Origin of the sequence: Curtobacterium sp. LFS079 (assembly GCF_047977865.1) — a bacterium.
Lineage (GTDB): Bacteria > Actinomycetota > Actinomycetes > Actinomycetales > Micrococcaceae > Arthrobacter.
Genome location: NZ_JBFPFO010000004.1, coordinates 108183 through 125319, shown reverse-complemented (window position 1 = coordinate 125319; position 17137 = coordinate 108183). Strand labels below are relative to the sequence as shown.

Annotated in this window: 16 protein-coding genes; 11 read left to right on the top strand and 5 right to left on the bottom strand. The window is 67.3% G+C overall.

Annotation, left to right across the window (positions count from 1 at the left end; genetic code table 11):
- Positions 1 to 6: 6 nt before the first annotated feature.
- Both ACNQPB_RS08900 and ACNQPB_RS08895 read right to left on the bottom strand, forming a co-directional pair.
- On the bottom strand, positions 7 to 897 hold the full coding sequence (locus ACNQPB_RS08900) for a PaaX family transcriptional regulator (protein WP_498750923.1): 891 nt from the start codon (positions 895 to 897) through the stop codon (positions 7 to 9).
- On the bottom strand, positions 894 to 2153 hold the full coding sequence (locus tag ACNQPB_RS08895) for a kynureninase (protein ID WP_498750921.1): 1260 nt from the start codon (positions 2151 to 2153) through the stop codon (positions 894 to 896). The genes ACNQPB_RS08900 and ACNQPB_RS08895 overlap by 4 nt, the downstream gene beginning before the upstream one ends.
- Before the next feature lie 206 nt (positions 2154 to 2359).
- Here ACNQPB_RS08895 and ACNQPB_RS08890 point away from each other — a divergent pair, with 206 nt between their 5' ends.
- The 6 genes from ACNQPB_RS08890 (at position 2360) to ACNQPB_RS08865 (ending at position 7109) form a co-directional block, all read left to right on the top strand.
- Positions 2360 to 2854 (top strand): HAD domain-containing protein, encoded by a 495-nt coding sequence (locus tag ACNQPB_RS08890; protein WP_498750920.1) that lies wholly within the window; start codon positions 2360 to 2362, stop codon positions 2852 to 2854.
- A 181-nt stretch (positions 2855 to 3035) separates the two neighbouring features.
- The gene (locus ACNQPB_RS08885; protein ID WP_498750918.1) at positions 3036 to 4250 is read left to right on the top strand and encodes an inorganic phosphate transporter; all 1215 of its coding nucleotides are present in this window, start codon (positions 3036 to 3038) and stop codon (positions 4248 to 4250) included.
- Positions 4247 to 4468 (top strand): hypothetical protein, encoded by a 222-nt coding sequence (locus ACNQPB_RS08880; RefSeq protein WP_498750917.1) that lies wholly within the window; start codon positions 4247 to 4249, stop codon positions 4466 to 4468. The genes ACNQPB_RS08885 and ACNQPB_RS08880 overlap by 4 nt, the downstream gene beginning before the upstream one ends.
- A gap of 124 nt (positions 4469 to 4592) precedes the next feature.
- Entirely contained in the window at positions 4593 to 5564 is a 972-nt protein-coding gene (locus ACNQPB_RS08875; RefSeq protein WP_498750916.1) for a hypothetical protein, read from the top strand.
- Positions 5561 to 6541 (top strand): hypothetical protein, encoded by a 981-nt coding sequence (locus ACNQPB_RS08870; protein WP_498750914.1) that lies wholly within the window; start codon positions 5561 to 5563, stop codon positions 6539 to 6541. Before ACNQPB_RS08875 ends, ACNQPB_RS08870 begins: the two co-directional genes overlap by 4 nt.
- Before the next feature lie 13 nt (positions 6542 to 6554).
- Positions 6555 to 7109: a dihydrofolate reductase family protein gene (locus ACNQPB_RS08865; protein WP_498750912.1), complete on the top strand. Its 555-nt coding sequence runs from the start codon at positions 6555 to 6557 to the stop codon at positions 7107 to 7109.
- Between the two features lie 30 nt (positions 7110 to 7139).
- Here the strand turns inward: ACNQPB_RS08865 and ACNQPB_RS08860 are convergent, their stop codons facing one another.
- Positions 7140 to 7607, bottom strand: a complete 468-nt coding sequence (locus ACNQPB_RS08860) for a hotdog fold thioesterase (protein WP_498750910.1) — start codon at positions 7605 to 7607, stop codon at positions 7140 to 7142.
- A gap of 202 nt (positions 7608 to 7809) precedes the next feature.
- Between ACNQPB_RS08860 and polA the strand changes: the two genes are divergently transcribed.
- The 4 genes from polA (at position 7810) to rpsA (ending at position 14583) form a co-directional block, all read left to right on the top strand.
- Complete coding sequence (gene polA, locus ACNQPB_RS08855) at positions 7810 to 10452, top strand: DNA polymerase I (protein ID WP_498751289.1); 2643 nt, start codon at positions 7810 to 7812, stop codon at positions 10450 to 10452.
- Positions 10453 to 10583: 131 nt separating this feature from the next.
- The gene (locus ACNQPB_RS08850) at positions 10584 to 11882 is read left to right on the top strand and encodes a GNAT family N-acetyltransferase (RefSeq protein ID WP_498750908.1); all 1299 of its coding nucleotides are present in this window, start codon (positions 10584 to 10586) and stop codon (positions 11880 to 11882) included.
- 67 nt (positions 11883 to 11949) lie between these two features.
- Positions 11950 to 12891, top strand: coding sequence for a polysaccharide deacetylase family protein (locus tag ACNQPB_RS08845; protein WP_498750906.1), 942 nt, complete (start codon positions 11950 to 11952; stop codon positions 12889 to 12891).
- Between the two features lie 216 nt (positions 12892 to 13107).
- Positions 13108 to 14583 (top strand): 30S ribosomal protein S1, encoded by a 1476-nt coding sequence (gene rpsA, locus ACNQPB_RS08840; protein ID WP_498750904.1) that lies wholly within the window; start codon positions 13108 to 13110, stop codon positions 14581 to 14583.
- A 75-nt stretch (positions 14584 to 14658) separates the two neighbouring features.
- On the opposite strand, the gene ACNQPB_RS08835 is transcribed toward rpsA, so the two are convergent.
- Complete coding sequence (locus tag ACNQPB_RS08835; protein ID WP_498750902.1) at positions 14659 to 15348, bottom strand: IMPACT family protein; 690 nt, start codon at positions 15346 to 15348, stop codon at positions 14659 to 14661.
- 108 nt (positions 15349 to 15456) lie between these two features.
- On the opposite strand from ACNQPB_RS08835, the gene coaE reads away from it, so the two are divergent.
- Positions 15457 to 16665 (top strand): dephospho-CoA kinase, encoded by a 1209-nt coding sequence (gene coaE, locus ACNQPB_RS08830; RefSeq protein WP_498750900.1) that lies wholly within the window; start codon positions 15457 to 15459, stop codon positions 16663 to 16665.
- A 20-nt stretch (positions 16666 to 16685) separates the two neighbouring features.
- On the opposite strand, the gene ACNQPB_RS08825 is transcribed toward coaE, so the two are convergent.
- Positions 16686 to 17084, bottom strand: a complete 399-nt coding sequence (locus tag ACNQPB_RS08825; protein ID WP_498750898.1) for a RidA family protein — start codon at positions 17082 to 17084, stop codon at positions 16686 to 16688.
- Between the last annotated feature and the right edge of the window lie 53 nt (positions 17085 to 17137).

The following is a 17137-nucleotide window of genomic DNA, read 5'->3' as shown; positions in this document are numbered from 1 at the left end:
ACTGGCCTATTCTTCGGCGGCTGTTTCCCGGGCCAGTGTCCGCACGTAATCCGCGCTTGGCCTCGCATAGACGCTCCGGATGTGCTCAAACACGGCAATCCCTTCCAACCCGGGCCAGTCCTCGGGAAGGAATTCCGGCGGCAGCCCCGGATCGAGGTAAGGAATGATCCGCCAACTGTCGATGCACCGGACATACACGGCAAAGGTCCCGGCGGAAGGCGGCGGCGAACCATCCCCGGCCGATGCGTCCCGGCTGGAATCCCCGTTCCCATTCCCTTCCCCGATGAAGCGCCATTCCCGGATGAATTTTCGGTGCAGTCCGGCGACCGTGTCCAGGTCCCACCACGCGGACGCCGCCTCACGCAGGCTTCCGCCGGCCAGGGGGGTGCCCGTTACGAACACCGTCGCCATGCCTCGCAGCCCCAGGTCTTCGAGGATTTCCTCGACCTCTGCGCGCAGGGAATCCGGGCAGATCCACAGCCCGGCCGCCACGGTCCCGCAGCCTATCCAACGCAGCCTGCGCCGCAGCTGGTGCCGCCTTTCCCGTGCGGTTTCGGGAATCGAAAAGGACACAAGGCACCAGGGGTCCCCGGGTGACATCAGGCGCGGGTGGTAGATCCGGCGGTCGCCGCGGGCCAGCATGGCAGCGGCGCCCTCGGTGATCACAAAACCCGGAACCCCGTTCCGCACGTGCGGAAGGACGATCTCCTTCTTCCGCAGCCGGGACAACGCCGTGCGCGTGACGGCAGGGGAAACCCCGAGGGCCTCCATGAGCGCAAGGATGTGGCCGGCGGACATCCAGCCGCCGGCGTCGCGCAGGTACAGCCCGATCACGGTGCGCAGTAACGACGTGGTGCTCCCCGGCCGGGAGTCCATGTCGTCCAGGACAGCGCTCACGAAAGCCCTAGCAGCACTTCGCGGATGGCGCGGATGCCGTGTTCGAGTTCGGCGAAGCCGGTGCTGAGCGGCGACAGACCGATCCGGAGTCCGTGCGGCGGCCGGAAATCCGGGATGACACCGCGTTCCCAGAGCAACTCGGTGACTTCCGCGAAGCGGGGGTGGTCCACGGTGATGTGCGAACCGCGTTCGGCTGCGTCCCGGGGGCTCATCACCTCTGCGCCGAGGGGCACCAGCAGCGCGTCTGCCAGATCGAGGGCGTGGGAGGTCAGCCTGACTGACTTCTCCCGGACGGCGCCCATGCCCACGGAGGCGATGAGCTCCACCATGTCCTTCAGCGGCTGCATCGCGAGGATGGGAGGGGTGCCCGTGATGAAGCGGCGGAGGTTGTCCGCGGGCCGGTAGCTGTCGGTCATCCCGAAGGGGTCGTGCGCCCCCATCCAGCCCCAGATGGGCTGCTGGAGCTGGCCTTGGAGCGAACTGCCCACGTATGCGAAGGCGGGGGAGCCCGGGCCGCCATTGAGGTACTTGTAGGTGCAGCCGACGGCGAGGTCCACGCCCCAGGCGTCCAGCTCCAGCGGCACCGAGCCCACGGAGTGGCACAGGTCCCACAGCATCAGCGCGCCGGCCTCATGCACCAGCGCGGTGATGGCCGGTGCGTCGGCAAGGAACCCTGAGCGGTAGGCGACGTGACTGAGGACCACGACGGCGGTCCGCTCGTTGAGCAGTTCCGCCAGGTCTTCTGGCCGGACACCGCTGGCGGGACGGGATTCCACCCAGCGGATGGTGGCGTTCCGTTCCGCGGCGATGCCTTCGACGATGAAGCGGTCCGTGGGGAAGTTGTCCCGGTCCACGATGATTTCGTTGCGGCCCGGGCGGGCGTCGACAGCCGCGCGGATGAGCTTGTACAAAAGCACCGAGGTGGAGTCGCCGATGAATGCCTGTCCGGAGGCGGCGCCGAGCACCACCTCACCCAGGCGGTCGCCAACGGCCAGCGGTTCGTCCATCCATTTTTCGTCCCAGCCGCGGATGAGCCGGCTGCCCCAGGCTTCCTCCACGAACCGTGGGAGCTTCTCCACCGTGGTCTTCAGCGGCCGACCCAGCGAATTGCCGTCAAGGTAAGCGGAGAGTTGGTCGGCGTCCGGGCTATAGAAGAGGTCCCGGCATCCTGCCAGCGGGTCAGCCGCATCAAGGGCGGCCGAGGCGGTGGCGAAATCCGGGGCGCTGGTTCCTGCGGTTTCTGGCGCTGTGCTCAATGGATACTCCTCACGGGTCTGGTCCTGGGGCTGAGGACCGTTAGAACATGAGGATAACACTTGCATGACGGTCGTTGCGATAGTGATATTCACTCAGGGTCCGGCTTTCCGGAATGCGGTGCGAACCTGTTCTCCGCCCCGCAGCGGCGATAGGGTGGGAATGCCGGCGGGCGCGGCAGGCGCGGTCTCCGGCTGCAGGAGCGTTTATGTCCCGGGTGTCGCTGTATCTCGACGTCGATGGCGTCGTCAGCCCCTTTGCCGTGCAGGGCAGGACCGGCTGGGGCAGCGAATGGGCCCTGGCCGACGCCGGAGTCCTGGAGGTGGCGTTCGCACCGGAACTCGTGACCGGGCTGAATGCCCTGTCCCGGCGGCCCGGTACGCGCTTTGTGTGGTTGACCACATGGGAGCGGCTTGCGCCGGAGTTCCTCTGCCCCGCGATCAAGCTCGACGGACGGGACTGGCCCGTCCTTTCCAGTGCCGGGATGGACCTGTCGCCGGAGTGGTGGAAGCTTGACGCCATTCGCCGCGACGTCGCCCTCCATCCGGCTGATCGCATGGTGTGGCTGGATGACCAGCTCGACCACGAGCCGCAGGCATTGGCCTGGGCCGAAGCGTGGGGCGGGCGGATGCTCCACATATCGCCCGACCCGCGCAAGGGCCTGACGCCGGACCACCTGGACGCCGTGGAGGCCTTCCTTTGATCCGGAATCCGGCTCTGGAGTGTTTTGAACTGCCCCCGATGCAACGTAGGATTCTTAAGGTTTCATGCTGGCCACGGACGGCCTCCGCAAGGGCAGGCAGGTGAAGATCTGTTGAACATGTGGTGTGGCAGGCGCGGGGAGTGGAACTGCTGAACGTCGACTCTGCAGATTGGGCAACCAGGTGGAAATCACCTTCATGGTCGCGCTTGTTATGGCGCTGGCCTTATTTTTTGACTTCACCAATGGCTTCCACGACACCGCCAATGCGATGGCCACGCCCATCGCCACCGGCGCCATCAAGCCCAAGACCGCGGTAGCCCTCGCTGCCGTGCTGAACCTTGTGGGCGCCTTCCTGTCCACCGAGGTCGCCAAGACCATTTCCGGCGGACTCATCCGGGAAGGTTCGGGCGGCGTCCAGATCACCCCTGAGATCATCTTCGCCGGCCTCATGGGCGCCATTCTCTGGAACATGTTCACCTGGCTCAAGGGCCTGCCGTCCAGTTCCTCGCACGCGCTGTTCGGCGGCCTCATCGGCGCGGCGATCGTCGGTTTTGGCATGAATTCGGTGAACTTCGAAACCGTGCTGCTGAAGGTGATCATGCCGGCAGTCTTCGCGCCGGTGATCGCCGGAGCGGTGGCATATATCTGCACGCGCCTGGCCTATGCCCTGACCTCGCGGCACGACCCGGAGACCGGCGACAAGCTAACCCAGAAGCGCGGCGGTTTCCGGACCGGACAGATCTTCACTTCCAGCCTGGTGGCACTGGCCCACGGCACCAACGACGCCCAGAAGACCATGGGCATCATCACCCTCGTGCTTATCGCCAGCGGCACCCAGGCAACCGGCAGCGGACCGCAGCTCTGGGTGATCGCCGCCTGCGCCCTGGCCATCGCCATCGGTACCTACGCGGGCGGCTGGCGGATCATCCGCACCATGGGCTCCGGCCTCACCGAGGTCAAGCCCGCGCAGGGCTTCTCCGCGGAATCCAGCACCGCCGCAGCCATCCTGGCTTCCTCGCACCTGGGCTTCGCCCTTTCCACCACGCAGGTCGCCTCCGGCTCCGTCATCGGCTCAGGCCTCGGCCGCAGGGGCACCACGGTGCGGTGGGGCCTGGTGGGCCGCATTGCCATCGGCTGGCTGCTGACCCTGCCGGCGGCCGCCGTCGTGGGTGCCCTGACAGCGCTGCTGGTCGGTACCGGCACCGTAGGCGTGGTGATCGCCGCCGTGGTGGGCACCGCCGTCGTGATCTTCATGTTCCTTTACTCGCGGAAGTCCCATGTGGGGCACCACAACGCCGTGGAGGTCGAAGAGGCCGGAACGGCCGTCAGGTTCCAGAAGAAGAAGTCCGCCCGGAAAAAGCCGGTGGAAAACAAGAGCAAGGACACCCAGCGATGAAGTGGTTGGAACTCCTGCAGGTCGCCGGAGCCACGCTGGTCTCCGCCGTGGTCCTGGTGGTCCTGTACTCCCTCGGCGTGCGGCTCACGGCCGTGGCTGCCGACGCCGGGAACAGGTCGCCAGTGCTGGTCCGTTCCCTGGCATATCTGTGCTTCGCGGCCTGCGGCGCCGCAGTACTCTTCGGCATCTACCTGATCGTCCCGTACTTCAGCAAGTAGGATCCGGCCCCTTCCGGGCTCTGGCTGTTCAGTCCATTCGGGAGAATAATCTGCTGTGTAGCTGCGCAAGCTGACCGGCCCCCTTTCCGGGGCCATTGCGCCGCCCTGGGGCAGGTGTGGGGCCATGTTCGGACGGCTGAAATTGAACGGCTTTTCCGGGACGTTCCTTCCGGTGATCCTGGCCGCCTTCGCGCTGGTGTCCTGTGGCCCGCCCCCAGTGGACGGCACAGCGCAGCAGACGCCTGTCCTGACTTCTCCCAGCGTCCCGGCAAGCAGTGATCCGGCGCCGCTTGAGCCCACTGTCCGGCCCGTTCCCGGGCCGCCCGCCCCCGACATTCCGCCACCCGTCGCGGCGCCCGTTGTCCGGTGGATCCCGATCGGGCCCGTAGGCCCCAACGATCCCCAGGAAGGGCGGATGTACCTGTTCGCGCAGGGCCGCGACTGTGACCAGCTCCGCGACGGGGTTGACGGCACCACCTTCAAAGACGTGTGGCGTGCCGCCGGAGCCGTTTGCTACGCGCTGCGCGACGGGACCGCCGCGCACTGGCAGGAGGCGGCGACGGCACTCTCCGCCGTCAAGGCCCCGCCTGAGGGCCGCTGCTTGGAACTGGCGGTTCTCTCCGTGGCCCGCAGCGCCGTCGAATACCACAACGCCAACCCCGCAACCGCGGTCCCGGTGGAGCCGGGCACCGGAGAAGCCTGCCCGAGGCGGCTCAGCGGCCTGACGGTGGTCGACGGGAACTTCGTCCCGGTGCCCGGCCTGAGCCGCCCCGCCGGGCCGCGGGCCGGAGGCAGCTGGGTCAGGTTGGACGGCTACTATGTCCGCGTCTCGGAGGTCAAGATCGACGGCGAGCCCTCCGGTGTGGAAACCCGCAGCGACGGCGACTACTCGCCGGTCTATTTCAAGACGCCGCCGGCCGGCGGCAAGGACTCGATCACCGTCTCGATCACCGACACCTTGGACGCGCCCGGTCAGGTGCAGTTCTTCTACGACGACGGCGTCCCCACCGGCGGAGCGAGCGGCACCGCCTCGCCTTCCCCGACTGAACCGCCGACTGTGAGCCCCGGACCATCCGGCAGTACGGATTCGCTGTGAGCGGCACGCCTTCCGGTACGCAAGCCCCGGACGCCAGTGCCAGCGGCGCCGGTGCCGGGGATCGCGACGTAGAGGGAGCCGGCGCGCAGGAAGGCGACAGGGGCCTGCCCGACACCCGCTGGCAGCGCACCCTGGAAGTGCTGTCGGTCATCGGTCCGCCGCTCACGGTGGCGACCGCACTGCTCGTCTATTTCGGCTGGGCCCGCAGCGACGCACAGGCAAAGTCGATGGGCCTGGACGTAAGCCTCTTCGGCTACTCGGTGCAGGACTTCATCCTGCGAAGCATCCAGTCCCTGTTCCGCCCTCTCGCCTGGCTTGCGCTCATCGGGCTCGCCTGGCTCATGGCGGACCGCGCGCTCAACAAAGTCATCTCGGCGGGCCGCTACCGGCGCGCTCTGGGCCGCGGGGCCGCGGTGCTGGCTGCGGCCGGGTACCTGTTCGCCGCCGCCATGTGGATAGTCACTGTGGCCCAGCCGGACCGTACCCTCCTCTACGTGCCCTACCTGATCGCCGGAGGCCTGCTTCTTGGCAGTTGGGGAGTGGCGCTGCGCCGCCGCGCGGTGCAATCCGCCGGGCGCAGCCCGGTCCTCACCCCGCGCGGACTGGAGCGCGCCTTCATGTTCGTCCTCGTCACCTTGCTGCTGTTCTGGGGCACTGCCGACTATGCCCAGGCGCTCGGCCGCGGCGCCGCCGTCGACTACCAGGAACGGTCCTCGCTGCTGCCCACCGCCGTTGTCTACAGCAAGGAGCGGCTCGCCGTCTCGGCGCCGAATGTGCTCGAGGCCTCCGCCGGGACCACCGCCGCGCCGCTCTACCGTTACAGCGGGCTGCGGCTGCTGGTGGTCAGCGGAGGCCGGATCTTCCTGCTCAACGACGGCTGGACGCTGAAGGACGGCCGGGTGGTGGTGCTGCCGGACAACGGCACCGTCCGGGTCGAGTACGGCAACCCTGGCTCTGGGAACCCCGCGCCGCGGTAAGTACGCTGGGGGCATGTCCGCTTTCCAGTACTACGTGGCATCGTCCCTCGACGGCTTCATCGCCACCCCCGACGACGACCTCGCCTGGCTCCTCCAGTTCGACAACACCGAAGGCGTCGGCGAGAGCTACGCGGACTTCATGGCCGGCGTCGGCTGCGTGGTCATGGGCGGCCAGACCTACCGCTGGCTGCTGCAGCACGAGCCCGGCAAATGGCCCTACCCGGACCTTCCTTGCTGGATCTTCACCCACCGCGAGTACTCAGCGCCCGAAGGGGCGGACATCACTTTCGTCCGCGGCGACGTCGCCGAATTCGCGCAGGACCTCATCGACAGCGCGGCCGGCCGCAATGTATGGCTGGTGGGCGGCGGGGACCTCGTGGCCCAGTTCGCGCGGGCCCGCATGCTGGACGAGATGATTGTCACCCTGATCCCCGTGGTCCTCGGTTCGGGCAAACAGCTGCTTCCCGTTGACCGCCCGACGGCGCCGCTTGAGCTGCTCTCCTCGCGCACCGTGGGCGGGGCCGCCGTGGAGCTCCGGTACAGAATTCCGGGCACGAGCACCGGCTAGCGTTCCGGTACGGCGCCGGCGCCTGTAAACTCAGCGGCCCCGGTTGTCCCTGATCATGTTGGTGATCCGCGCGGTGGAGAGGCGCCGGCCCGATTCGTCCGTCATGACCACCTCGTGGGTGGCCAGGGTGCCGCCGAGATGGATAGCGGTGCAGGTCCCGGTAACCAGGCCGGCGGCAACCGAACGGTGGTGGGTCGCGCCCACTTCGATCCCGACTGCGTGGCGCCCGGGCCCGGCGTGCAGCGAAGCGGCGAAGGAACCCAGGGTCTCCGCAAGCACCACATGGGCGCCGCCGTGCAGGATCCCGGCGACCTGGGTATTTCCTTCCACCGGCATCGTGGCGACGGTCCGGTCCGGGCCAAGCTCCAGGAACCTGATGCCCATCTTCGCCACCAGGGAACCCACGCCGTATCGCTCCAGCCAGCCGTGATACTCCTGCGGAACGCCGGCGGCGATGAGTTCCTCGGTGAAGCGGCCCGGCGTGAAATTGTCCATCATGGCAACTAGGCTGGCACCTGTGAGCGAAACAACCAAACCGGCCGGTACCGTCGAAAACCAGGCCATCGAAAACACCGTCATCGAAATCCCCGCCGCCGGGCCCGCGGCCGTCCCGTCCGCCTCTGCCTCAACCCTTCCGGACGCCGTTCCGGGGACAGGAGCAGGCGGCCGGTCCCGGTTGTTGGTGCTCGACGGCCACTCGATGGCCTTCCGTGCCTTCTACGCACTCCCGGCCGAAAATTTCGCCACCTCAGCGGGCCAGCACACCAACGCCGTCCACGGTTTCACCTCGATGCTGATCAACCTGATCCGGGACCAGAAGCCCACCCACGTTGCCGTGGCCTTCGACGTCTCGGATGACACCACGTTCCGCAAGGCCGAATACAGCGAGTACAAGGGCGGCCGCAATGAGACCCCGGCAGAGTTCGGCGGCCAGATCGGCATCATCGAGCGGGTCATGCATGCCTGGGGCATCAAGACCATCAAGATGCCCGGTTACGAGGCCGACGACATCCTTGCCACACTCGCAGCGCAGGGCGAAGCGGCAGGCTTCGAAGTGCTGCTCGTCTCCGGGGACCGCGACTCCTTCCAGCTCATCACCGACAACGTCTTCGTCCTCTACCCGAAGAAGGGCGTCTCCGACATTCCGCGCATGGACGCCGCGGCGATCGAAGAAAAGTACTTCGTCACCCCGGCGCGCTACTCGGACCTCGCTGCCCTGGTGGGGGAGTCCGCGGACAACCTTGCCGGCGTCCCCGGCGTCGGGCCGAAGACGGCGGCCAAGTGGATCAACCAATACGGGGGCCTCGAGGGCATCCTGGAGAACCTGGACGCGATCGGCGGAAAGGTGGGCGGGGCCCTGCGCGAGAACATCGACGCCGTCAAGCGCAACCGCCGCCTGAACCGGCTGCTGACGGACCTCGACCTCCCGGTCAGCCTGCAGGAGCTGGCCGAGCCGCGACCCACCCGGAAGGCCATCGAAGAACTCTTCGACGAACTCGAATTCAAGACGCTCCGCACCCGCCTGTTCGACCTCTACGGTGACGACACCGCCGGCGCGGCTCCGGACACCATCGACGTCCCGGAGTTCGCCGTTCTCGAAAGCGCAGCTGAACTGCAGGCGTTCTTCGCCGCCGGGGCCGGGATGCGTTCGGCCCTGGCCGTGCAGATGGTTCCCGGCCGGATCGGGAACGACGCCGAATCCCTCGCCGTCGTCCGCGCCAACGGGGCGGCCTTCGTGGAACTGACCAGGCTCGACGCCGCCGCCGAGGCCGTCGTCGCAGCCTGGCTCAACGACCCCGAAGAAGCCAAGGTGATGCACGAGTTCAAGGCCGCCCTGAAGGCCTTGCACCACCGCGGGCTCGGCCTCGAGGGCGTGGTCGATGACACCGCCATTTCCGGCTACCTGATCGAGCCGGACCGCCGCAGTTACGAGCTGGCTGAACTCGCCCAGCACCACTTGAAAATCACCCTGGCAAGCAGCGCATCCTCCTCGGGGCAGCTCGAACTCGACCTCGGCGACGGCCCGGACGACGCCGCAGCGATCGAACTGGTGCGGCAGGCCGCCGTCGTGCACACCCTCAGCAAGCACTTCGAAAAGGAACTCAGCGACCGCCAGGCCGGGGCCCTGCTGACCACCCTCGAATTGCCTGTCGCCCGCGTCCTGGCGGCCATGGAACTCGCGGGCATCGGTGTGTCCACGGACCGCATGAACGAGCAGCTGGCCGACCTCTCGAAGGTGGTCCAGCACGCCCAGGAGCAGGCGTTCGCCGCGATCGGCCACGAAGTGAACCTCGGTTCGCCCAAGCAGCTGCAGACCGTTCTTTTCGAGGAACTCGGGCTGCCGAAGACCAAGAAGATCAAATCCGGTTACACCACGGACGCCGCCTCCCTGAAGGGCCTCCTGGAGAAAACCGGGCACGAATTCCTGGTCCAGCTCATGGCGCACCGCGAATCCTCCAAGCTCGCCCAGATGGTGGAGACCCTCAAGAGGTCCGTGGCCGAGGACGGCCGGATCCACACGGACTATGCGCAGAACGTTGCCGCCACCGGCCGCATTTCCTCCAACAACCCGAACCTGCAGAACATCCCGGTCCGCAGCGAGGAAGGCCGCCGGGTCCGCGGGATCTTCGTGGTCAGCGAAGGCTATGAATGCCTGTTGTCCGCGGACTACTCGCAGATCGAAATGCGCATCATGGCCCACCTTTCCCAGGACGAAGGGCTGATCCAGGCCTACAAGGAGGGCGAAGACCTGCACCGCTACGTCGGCTCGCACATCTTCAACGTGGCACCGGAAGACGTCACCAGCGCCATGCGCTCCAAGGTCAAGGCGATGTCCTACGGCCTCGCGTACGGCTTGACCTCCTTCGGTCTTTCCAAGCAGCTGGAAATCTCGGTGGACGAGGCCCGCTCGCTGATGAAGGACTACTTCGACCGCTTCGGCGCCGTGCGCGACTACCTGCGCGGCGTCGTCGAACAGGCCCGCATTGACGGCTACACCTCCACGATCGAAGGCCGCCGCCGCTACCTGCCGGACCTGACCAGCACCAACCGCCAGCACCGCGAACTCGCCGAACGCATCGCCCTGAACTCACCCATCCAGGGTTCGGCCGCGGACATCATCAAACGCGCCATGCTTGGCGTCTCCGCCGAACTGGCCGGCCAGGGACTCCAGTCCCGCATGCTCCTGCAGGTCCACGACGAACTCGTCCTCGAGGTCGCACCGGGCGAGCGGGAAGCCGTGGAGAAGCTGGTCGCCGAACAGATGGGCTCCGCAGCAGAGCTGAGCGTCCCGCTGGACGTCCAAATCGGCGTCGGGACCAGCTGGCACGACGCCGGCCACTGAGGCCCGCTCCCACGGAACCGCACGCAGGGCGCGCCGCCGAAATAATGGCGCCGCCCTGCGGCGTGCCGCGTAATCGCCTCCCAAAGCTCGCTTCGCTCACTTCGGGGCCCTCGGCGGTTACGCTTGGCGTTGTGGCTGATTCCCAGGAAAAATACACTGTCAGGCGCTTTCGTTCCGTAGGCAAGGAGAACCCGGACTACGGACAAGCACGCGATTGGATCCTTGCCGTTGGTGTTGGATTCCACGATGAGCAGCGCAGCGACGAACACATCGACAAAATTCTCGCGATGTACCGGGCGGACAACCGCGAGCTGACCGGTGTCTACGTCAATGACGAACCTCCGCTGCATGCGCTCCACCCGGGGTTCCCCGTGGCAACCTTCGGAACCATGGAGAACAACCTCAACATCGGCTTCGGCCGGGAATTGCGGACACGCCAGATCACGGCAGTGACCGTCCGTGGAACGCATCGCCGCAAGGGTCTGCTGCGACGGATGATGGAAGGCGACCTGGCGGCGGCGAAGGCGGACGGGACCGCGATGGCCGCATTGACGGCCTCCGAAGCATCGATTTACGGCCGTTTTGGATTTGGCGTCGCCACCTTCGAACGGAGCATGAAGGTGGACACCGGTCCGAAATTCCGGGTTCGCCACGAACCCGTTGGCCGGGTGGAAATCGCGGACCCGAAGGTTCTTCAGGAACTCGCACCCGAAGTCTTCCAAGCGGCCCACAGTCGCACCCCGGGTTCGATCGTGCGGCAGGACTACTACCGCAACCACGTCTCCGGGATGCTGGGCCGCGACGGCAACGGGGACCGGGCGATCAAATGCGCCCTCCACTACGACGCCCACGGCGCCGTCGATGGCTACGTCTCCTACAAATTCGCGGGCTGGGACAGCAAGCCCTACACCGTGGACGTCCTGGACCTGGTTGCCGGATCCGACGCCGCCTACCTGGAGCTGTGGCAGTTCCTGGGCAGTCTCGACCTCGTTGAACAGATTTCCTGGCAGGAGGCGCCCGTCAACGACCCGCTGGCCTGGGCTCTGTCCGACCCGCGCTGCGTCACGGATTCGGACCACCGGGACATGCTGTGGCTGCGGATCCTCGACGTTCCCGCCGCGCTGGCAGCCAGGAGCTACGCCGGCACCGACCGGCTGGTGCTCGACGTCGGTGACGGCCTTGGCCACGCCGAAGGCCGCTGGATTCTGGATGCCGCAGAGAGCGGGGCCCGTGTGGTTCCGGCCCCTGAAGGCGCCGCGGCGGACCTGTCCCTCGACGTCGCGGACCTCGGCTCGATCTACCTCGGCGCGGTCAGCCCGGTCACGCTTCAGGGCGCCGGCCGGATCCAGGAGCACACGCCGGGTGCCGTTTTCCGCGCCCAGCAGCTTTTCGCAGTCGAACGTCCGGCGCACTGCGCCACCCACTTCTAGACGGCAACCACTTCCAGACACCGCTACACCAGCCCGCTCCGGCGGGCTATCACAGAAACAGGAATCCATGGGGGACTCCATCGCTGGCGGCGCCGGAACCGGTGCCCTGCAGTCCACGGCGGCCGGGCGCCGCACCGTACTTCTTGCTGCCGCCGGGCTGGTGGCCACGGCGCTCGGGGCGTGCACGGGCCCGGAACCCCAAGGAACTCCAAGTGCGTCGGGCGTTTCCTCAAATCCGGCGGCCCAGGGCGCTGCCGCACGGCCGGCACCGCGCCCCTCGGGCGGGCGTCCGGTGATACCGCGGATCTCGCGGAAGGACGTCATCGCCCGCTACGGGGGCCGGCAGCCGGTGGAGTGGGGCACGCAGGTGCGCGGGGTGGCCACCCGCAGCAGCTCCAGGAAAGTGGTCCTTACCTTCGACGCCTGCGGCGGTCCCGGGGGAGCGGGATTCGACGAACGGCTCCTTCATACCCTGCGCGAACTGAAGGTGCCCGCCACACTGTTCCTCAACGGGCGCTGGATTGCGGCCAACCCGGCGCGCGCCGCCGCACTGGCCGCGGACCCCCTGTTCGAACTGGCGAACCACGGCACCTTGCACCGCCCGCTCTCCGTGGACGGACGCCAGGCCTACGGGATCCCCGGTACCTCGAACGTCGGTGAGGTGTATGACGAACTGATGGGCGCCAAAGCGGTGCTGGAAGAGCTGAGCGGCAAGCCCTGCCGGTTCTTCCGCTCGGGCACCGCCCACTACGACGACGTCGCCGCCGCCATTGCGCGGCGGCTTGGCCAGGTTCCGGTGAACTTCAGCGTGAACGGCGATGCCGGGGCGAGCTTCAGCGGCGCGCAGGTCGCCGCCGAACTGGCCGGGGTGCGGGGCGGCGACGTCGTGATTTCGCACTTCAACCACCCGGAGAGCGGCACGGCTGCCGGCTACGCGGCGGCCTTGCCCGGGCTGCTCGAACGGGGCGTGGTCTTTGCCCGGCTCGGCGACGTCGGAAGGCTCTTGTAGCGGGGGCCGTCCAATGCAACGGAACGGCCGCGGGAGCGCCGGTTTTGACCCTCGTTGGCGGGTGCGACTAGAATGAACGGGCGCGTACTACGTGCGCGCGATCAATACAATCCACAATTCAGGATGACCTGGCCTTGTGCTGTGTCCCGAAGCCCGGAAGCGGGCGGCGGGCGGTTTGCCTGACCGACATACTATCCACAACGGAGCCCCTACTACATGACCATCACCTCCACCGAGAAGCCCGGTGCCCCCGTCGTCGCAATCAACGACATCGGCACCGCCGAGGACTTCCTCGCAGCAGTCGACGCCACCATCAAGTACTTCAACGACGGTGACCTCGTCGAAGGTACCGTCGTCAAGGTCGACCGCGACGAAGTTCTGCTCGACATCGGTTACAAGACCGAAGGTGTCATCCCCTCCCGCGAGCTTTCCATCAAGCACGACGTTGACCCGGGCGAAGTTGTCGCCGTCGGCGATCAGGTCGAAGCCCTGGTGCTCACCAAGGAAGACAAAGAAGGCCGCCTGATCCTCTCCAAGAAGCGTGCTCAGTACGAGCGCGCCTGGGGCGACATCGAGAAGGTCAAGGAAGAAGACGGTGTTGTCACCGGTACCGTCATCGAGGTCGTCAAGGGTGGTCTTATCCTCGACATCGGCCTGCGCGGCTTCCTCCCCGCATCCCTCGTCGAGATGCGCCGCGTGCGCGACCTGGCTCCGTACATCGGTCAGCAGATCGAAGCCAAGATCATCGAGCTGGACAAGAACCGCAACAACGTTGTGCTGTCCCGCCGTGCATGGCTCGAGCAGACCCAGTCCGAGGTCCGCTCCACCTTCCTCAACAAGCTGGAAAAGGGCCAGGTCCGTCCCGGTGTCGTTTCCTCCATCGTCAACTTCGGTGCCTTCGTGGACCTGGGCGGCGTAGACGGCCTCGTCCACGTTTCCGAGCTGTCCTGGAAGCACATCGACCACCCGTCCGAGGTTGTCGAGGTCGGCCAGGAAGTCACCGTCGAGGTCCTCGAAGTGGATCTGGACCGCGAGCGTGTCTCCCTGTCCCTCAAGGCCACCCAGGAAGACCCGTGGCAGACCTTCGCCCGCACCCACGCCCTCGGCCAGGTTGTTCCGGGTAAGGTCACCAAGCTCGTTCCGTTCGGTGCGTTCGTTCGCGTCGAAGACGGCATCGAAGGCCTGGTCCACATCTCCGAGCTGGCTGTCCGCCACGTTGAACTGGCTGAGCAGGTTGTCTCCGTTGGCGACGAACTGTTCGTCAAGGTCATCGACATCGACCTCGAGCGCCGCCGAATCTCCCTCTCCCTCAAGCAGGCGAACGAGGGCGTTGACGCCGACAGCACCGAGTTCGACCCGGCTCTGTACGGTATGGCCGCCGAGTACGACGAAGAGGGCAACTACAAGTACCCCGAGGGCTTCGACCCCGAGTCCAACGAATGGCTCGAAGGCTACGAAGCACAGCGCGCCGCATGGGAGCAGCAGTACGCTGACGCCCAGGCCCGTTGGGAAGCCCACAAGAAGCAGGTTGCACAGCACGCTGCTGACGACGCCGCTGCCGCCGTTTCCGGCGACAACGAGTCTGCTGCCACCAGCTACTCCTCCGAGCCGGCTGCTTCCGAGGTTTCCTCGGGCACCCTGGCTTCGGATGAAGCCCTCGCCGCCCTGCGCGAGAAGCTCACCGGCAACTAATTCCGCTTTCCCTCACGGGAACAGCTGAATAGCTACGAAAAGGACCCCCGCCGTTTGGCGGGGGTCCTTTTCTGCTTAATCCAAGCCGGTGTCAACCCACTCAGTACCCTGCGGCAGCAGCCCAGCGCTGCCCGCCGTCAGCGCGGCGAGACGCGCACCGGCGTCGGCGATGTCCGCCGCGTTGTCCGGCAGCGCGAGCCGCAACACGGTGTTCACCGCCTCGTAGCTGCTGTCCGCCATCACGAATCCCGCCGCCCGCAGTTCGTTTTCGAGGCGCCCGGCCTGGGCGTGCGGGATGGGCACCGCGCAGATCCGGAGCCGGCTGCGCCGGACCAGCGGAGCGGCGTCCAGCGCCGAGGACACGGATTCGGAATAGGCGCGCACAAGCCCGCCCGCGCCCAGCAGGATGCCGCCGAAATAGCGCACGACGACGGCGCTGATGTCGCTCAGGTCGCTCACCCCGGGCAGGGTCTCGCGTTTGACCAGGGCCTCCAGCATCGGAATGCCGGCCGTGCCGGAAGGTTCGCCGTCGTCGCTGGAACGCTGCACTTCGCGGTCAGCTCCGAGCACGAAGGCCGAGCAGTGGTGCCGGGCGTCGTGGAACTCCTTGCGCAGATCCGTTACCAGGGAACGCGCCGCGTCCTCGTCGGCGGAACGGCGCAGCACGGTAATAAAGCGGGAACGCTTGATCTCAAGTTCATGGCGGAGGTCGCCGCCGGCCGCAAGCGTGGTGTACGCGGTGGCCCGGCTCTCTTGTTCTGGCACCGGCTAATTCTAAACAGGCTGGATAAGGCGTTACGTGGGCCCACGTCGTCAGGGTTCCCTGGGTGAGCGGAGCGAGCCTAGGGGGACGGCGGGGATTAAGGTGGAGGGGTGTTGAAAATCGGACTCACCGGCGGGATCGCCTCCGGAAAATCCCTGGTGGCCCAGCGGTTCAGGGAGCTGGGGGCAACGCTGGTCGACGCCGACGTGCTCGCCCGCGAGGTCGTGGAGCCCGGCACCGAGGGCCTGCGCCGGATCGTGGACGCCTTCGGTCCTGACATCCTGCACCAAGATGGCGGGCTGGACCGTGCCCGGCTGGGCGACATCGTCTTCGCCGACCCCCGCCGCCGTGAAATCCTCAACGGGATTGTCCATCCGCTGGTCCGCGGGCGCGCCGCCGAACTGCTGGAGGCGGCGGCCCCCGGGGACATCGTGGTCCAGGACATCCCGTTGCTCGTCGAGACCGGGCAGGGGAGCAGCTTCCACCTGGTCCTCGTCGTCGACGCCCCTGAGGAGCTCCGTGTGCAACGGATGACCTCCCTGCGCGGAATGGCGGAAGCCGAAGCGCGTTCCCGGATTGCTGCGCAGGCAAGCCGGGACGAACGGCTCGCGGCTGCTGACATAGTCCTCGAAAACTCCGGCCCGCGGGAGGACATCCTGGCGCAGGTGGACCGCCTGTGGGCGGAACGCCTTGCGCCCTTCGCCCGGAACCTCGCCTCCGGGAGCCGCGCCGAACGCCCGGGTAGTGCCCGGATACTGCCGTCAGACCCCGCCTGGGCTGCCGCCGCGGAACGCCTCGCGGCGCGGATCCGCACGGCCGCACCCGAACTGCTTGCGGTCGACCATATTGGCTCGACGGCGGTACCGGGGATGCCCGCGAAGGACGTCATCGACCTGCAGCTCACCGTTGATTCGCTCGCGACGGCGGACAGGCTCGCCCCCGCGCTCGGCGAGGCCGGCTTCCCCGCGGTGCCCGGCGCCTGGCGGGACACGGCGAAACCCGGCTTCGAGGATCCGGAGCTATGGCAGAAGCGCTTCCATGCGAACGCCGATCCCGGGCGGGCAGCCAATATCCATCTCCGGGTCGCCGGCAGCCCGGGCTGGCGCTACGCCCTCCTGTTCCGGGACTGGCTGCGCTCCGACGCGGATGCGCGGGCGGACTACGCCGTCGAGAAGGAGACCCTCGTGGCGCAGTTCGCCGACGACGCGGGCACCGCCCGTTATGCCGAAGCGAAGGAGCCGTGGTTCAGCGGGCAGGCGCTGCCCCGCATGGAAGCCTGGGCTGAAAGCAGCGGCTGGCGGCCGCCGTCGTACTCCTGACGCCTGCGGAACCCGGCGCCTCAGGGCAGGACAGCCGCGATGGCGCTCACCTCGATGAGGGCGCCGGGCACGCCCAGGCCGGCAACACGGGCCGCCGTGACCAGAGGAGGGGCGCCGTCCCGGGCCAGGTGCGGGGCGATGGCGCCGTACGCGGCGCGCACGTCTGCGTCGACGTGGATGAGCACGGTCCACTGCACCACATCGGCCAGCGAAGCACCTGCTGCTTCCAATGCGAGGCGGGCATTCGCTATTGCCCTGAGCGACTGCTCGGCAATATCGTCCGAGACGACGGCGCCGCTGGCGTCCACGCCGTTCTGGCCGCCCAGGTAGATGGTGGCGGCACCCGCCGGAACGACGGCGGCATGGCTGAATGCGGGGCTGCGGACCAGTCCCTCGGGCTGCACGAAGGTGATTTCCATGGCGTCATCCTGCCACGCCGGCGGCGCGATTTGCCGCCGGAACGCGGACAGTA

Excerpts from the sequence above, each read along its gene's own strand:
- ACNQPB_RS08875 (WP_498750916.1), top strand. The coding sequence starts at position 4,593 with ATGTTCGGACGGCTGAAATTGAACGGCTTTTCCGGGACGTTCCTTCCG.
- ACNQPB_RS08825 (WP_498750898.1), bottom strand. The coding sequence starts at position 17,084 with ATGGAAATCACCTTCGTGCAGCCCGAGGGACTGGTCCGCAGCCCCGCA.
- ACNQPB_RS08865 (WP_498750912.1), top strand. The coding sequence starts at position 6,555 with ATGTCCGCTTTCCAGTACTACGTGGCATCGTCCCTCGACGGCTTCATC.
- ACNQPB_RS08880 (WP_498750917.1), top strand. The coding sequence starts at position 4,247 with ATGAAGTGGTTGGAACTCCTGCAGGTCGCCGGAGCCACGCTGGTCTCC.
- ACNQPB_RS08845 (WP_498750906.1), top strand. The coding sequence starts at position 11,950 with ATGGGGGACTCCATCGCTGGCGGCGCCGGAACCGGTGCCCTGCAGTCC.
- rpsA (WP_498750904.1), top strand. The coding sequence starts at position 13,108 with ATGACCATCACCTCCACCGAGAAGCCCGGTGCCCCCGTCGTCGCAATC.
- ACNQPB_RS08860 (WP_498750910.1), bottom strand. The coding sequence starts at position 7,607 with ATGATGGACAATTTCACGCCGGGCCGCTTCACCGAGGAACTCATCGCC.
- ACNQPB_RS08890 (WP_498750920.1), top strand. The coding sequence starts at position 2,360 with ATGTCCCGGGTGTCGCTGTATCTCGACGTCGATGGCGTCGTCAGCCCC.
- polA (WP_498751289.1), top strand. The coding sequence starts at position 7,810 with ATGGCCTTCCGTGCCTTCTACGCACTCCCGGCCGAAAATTTCGCCACC.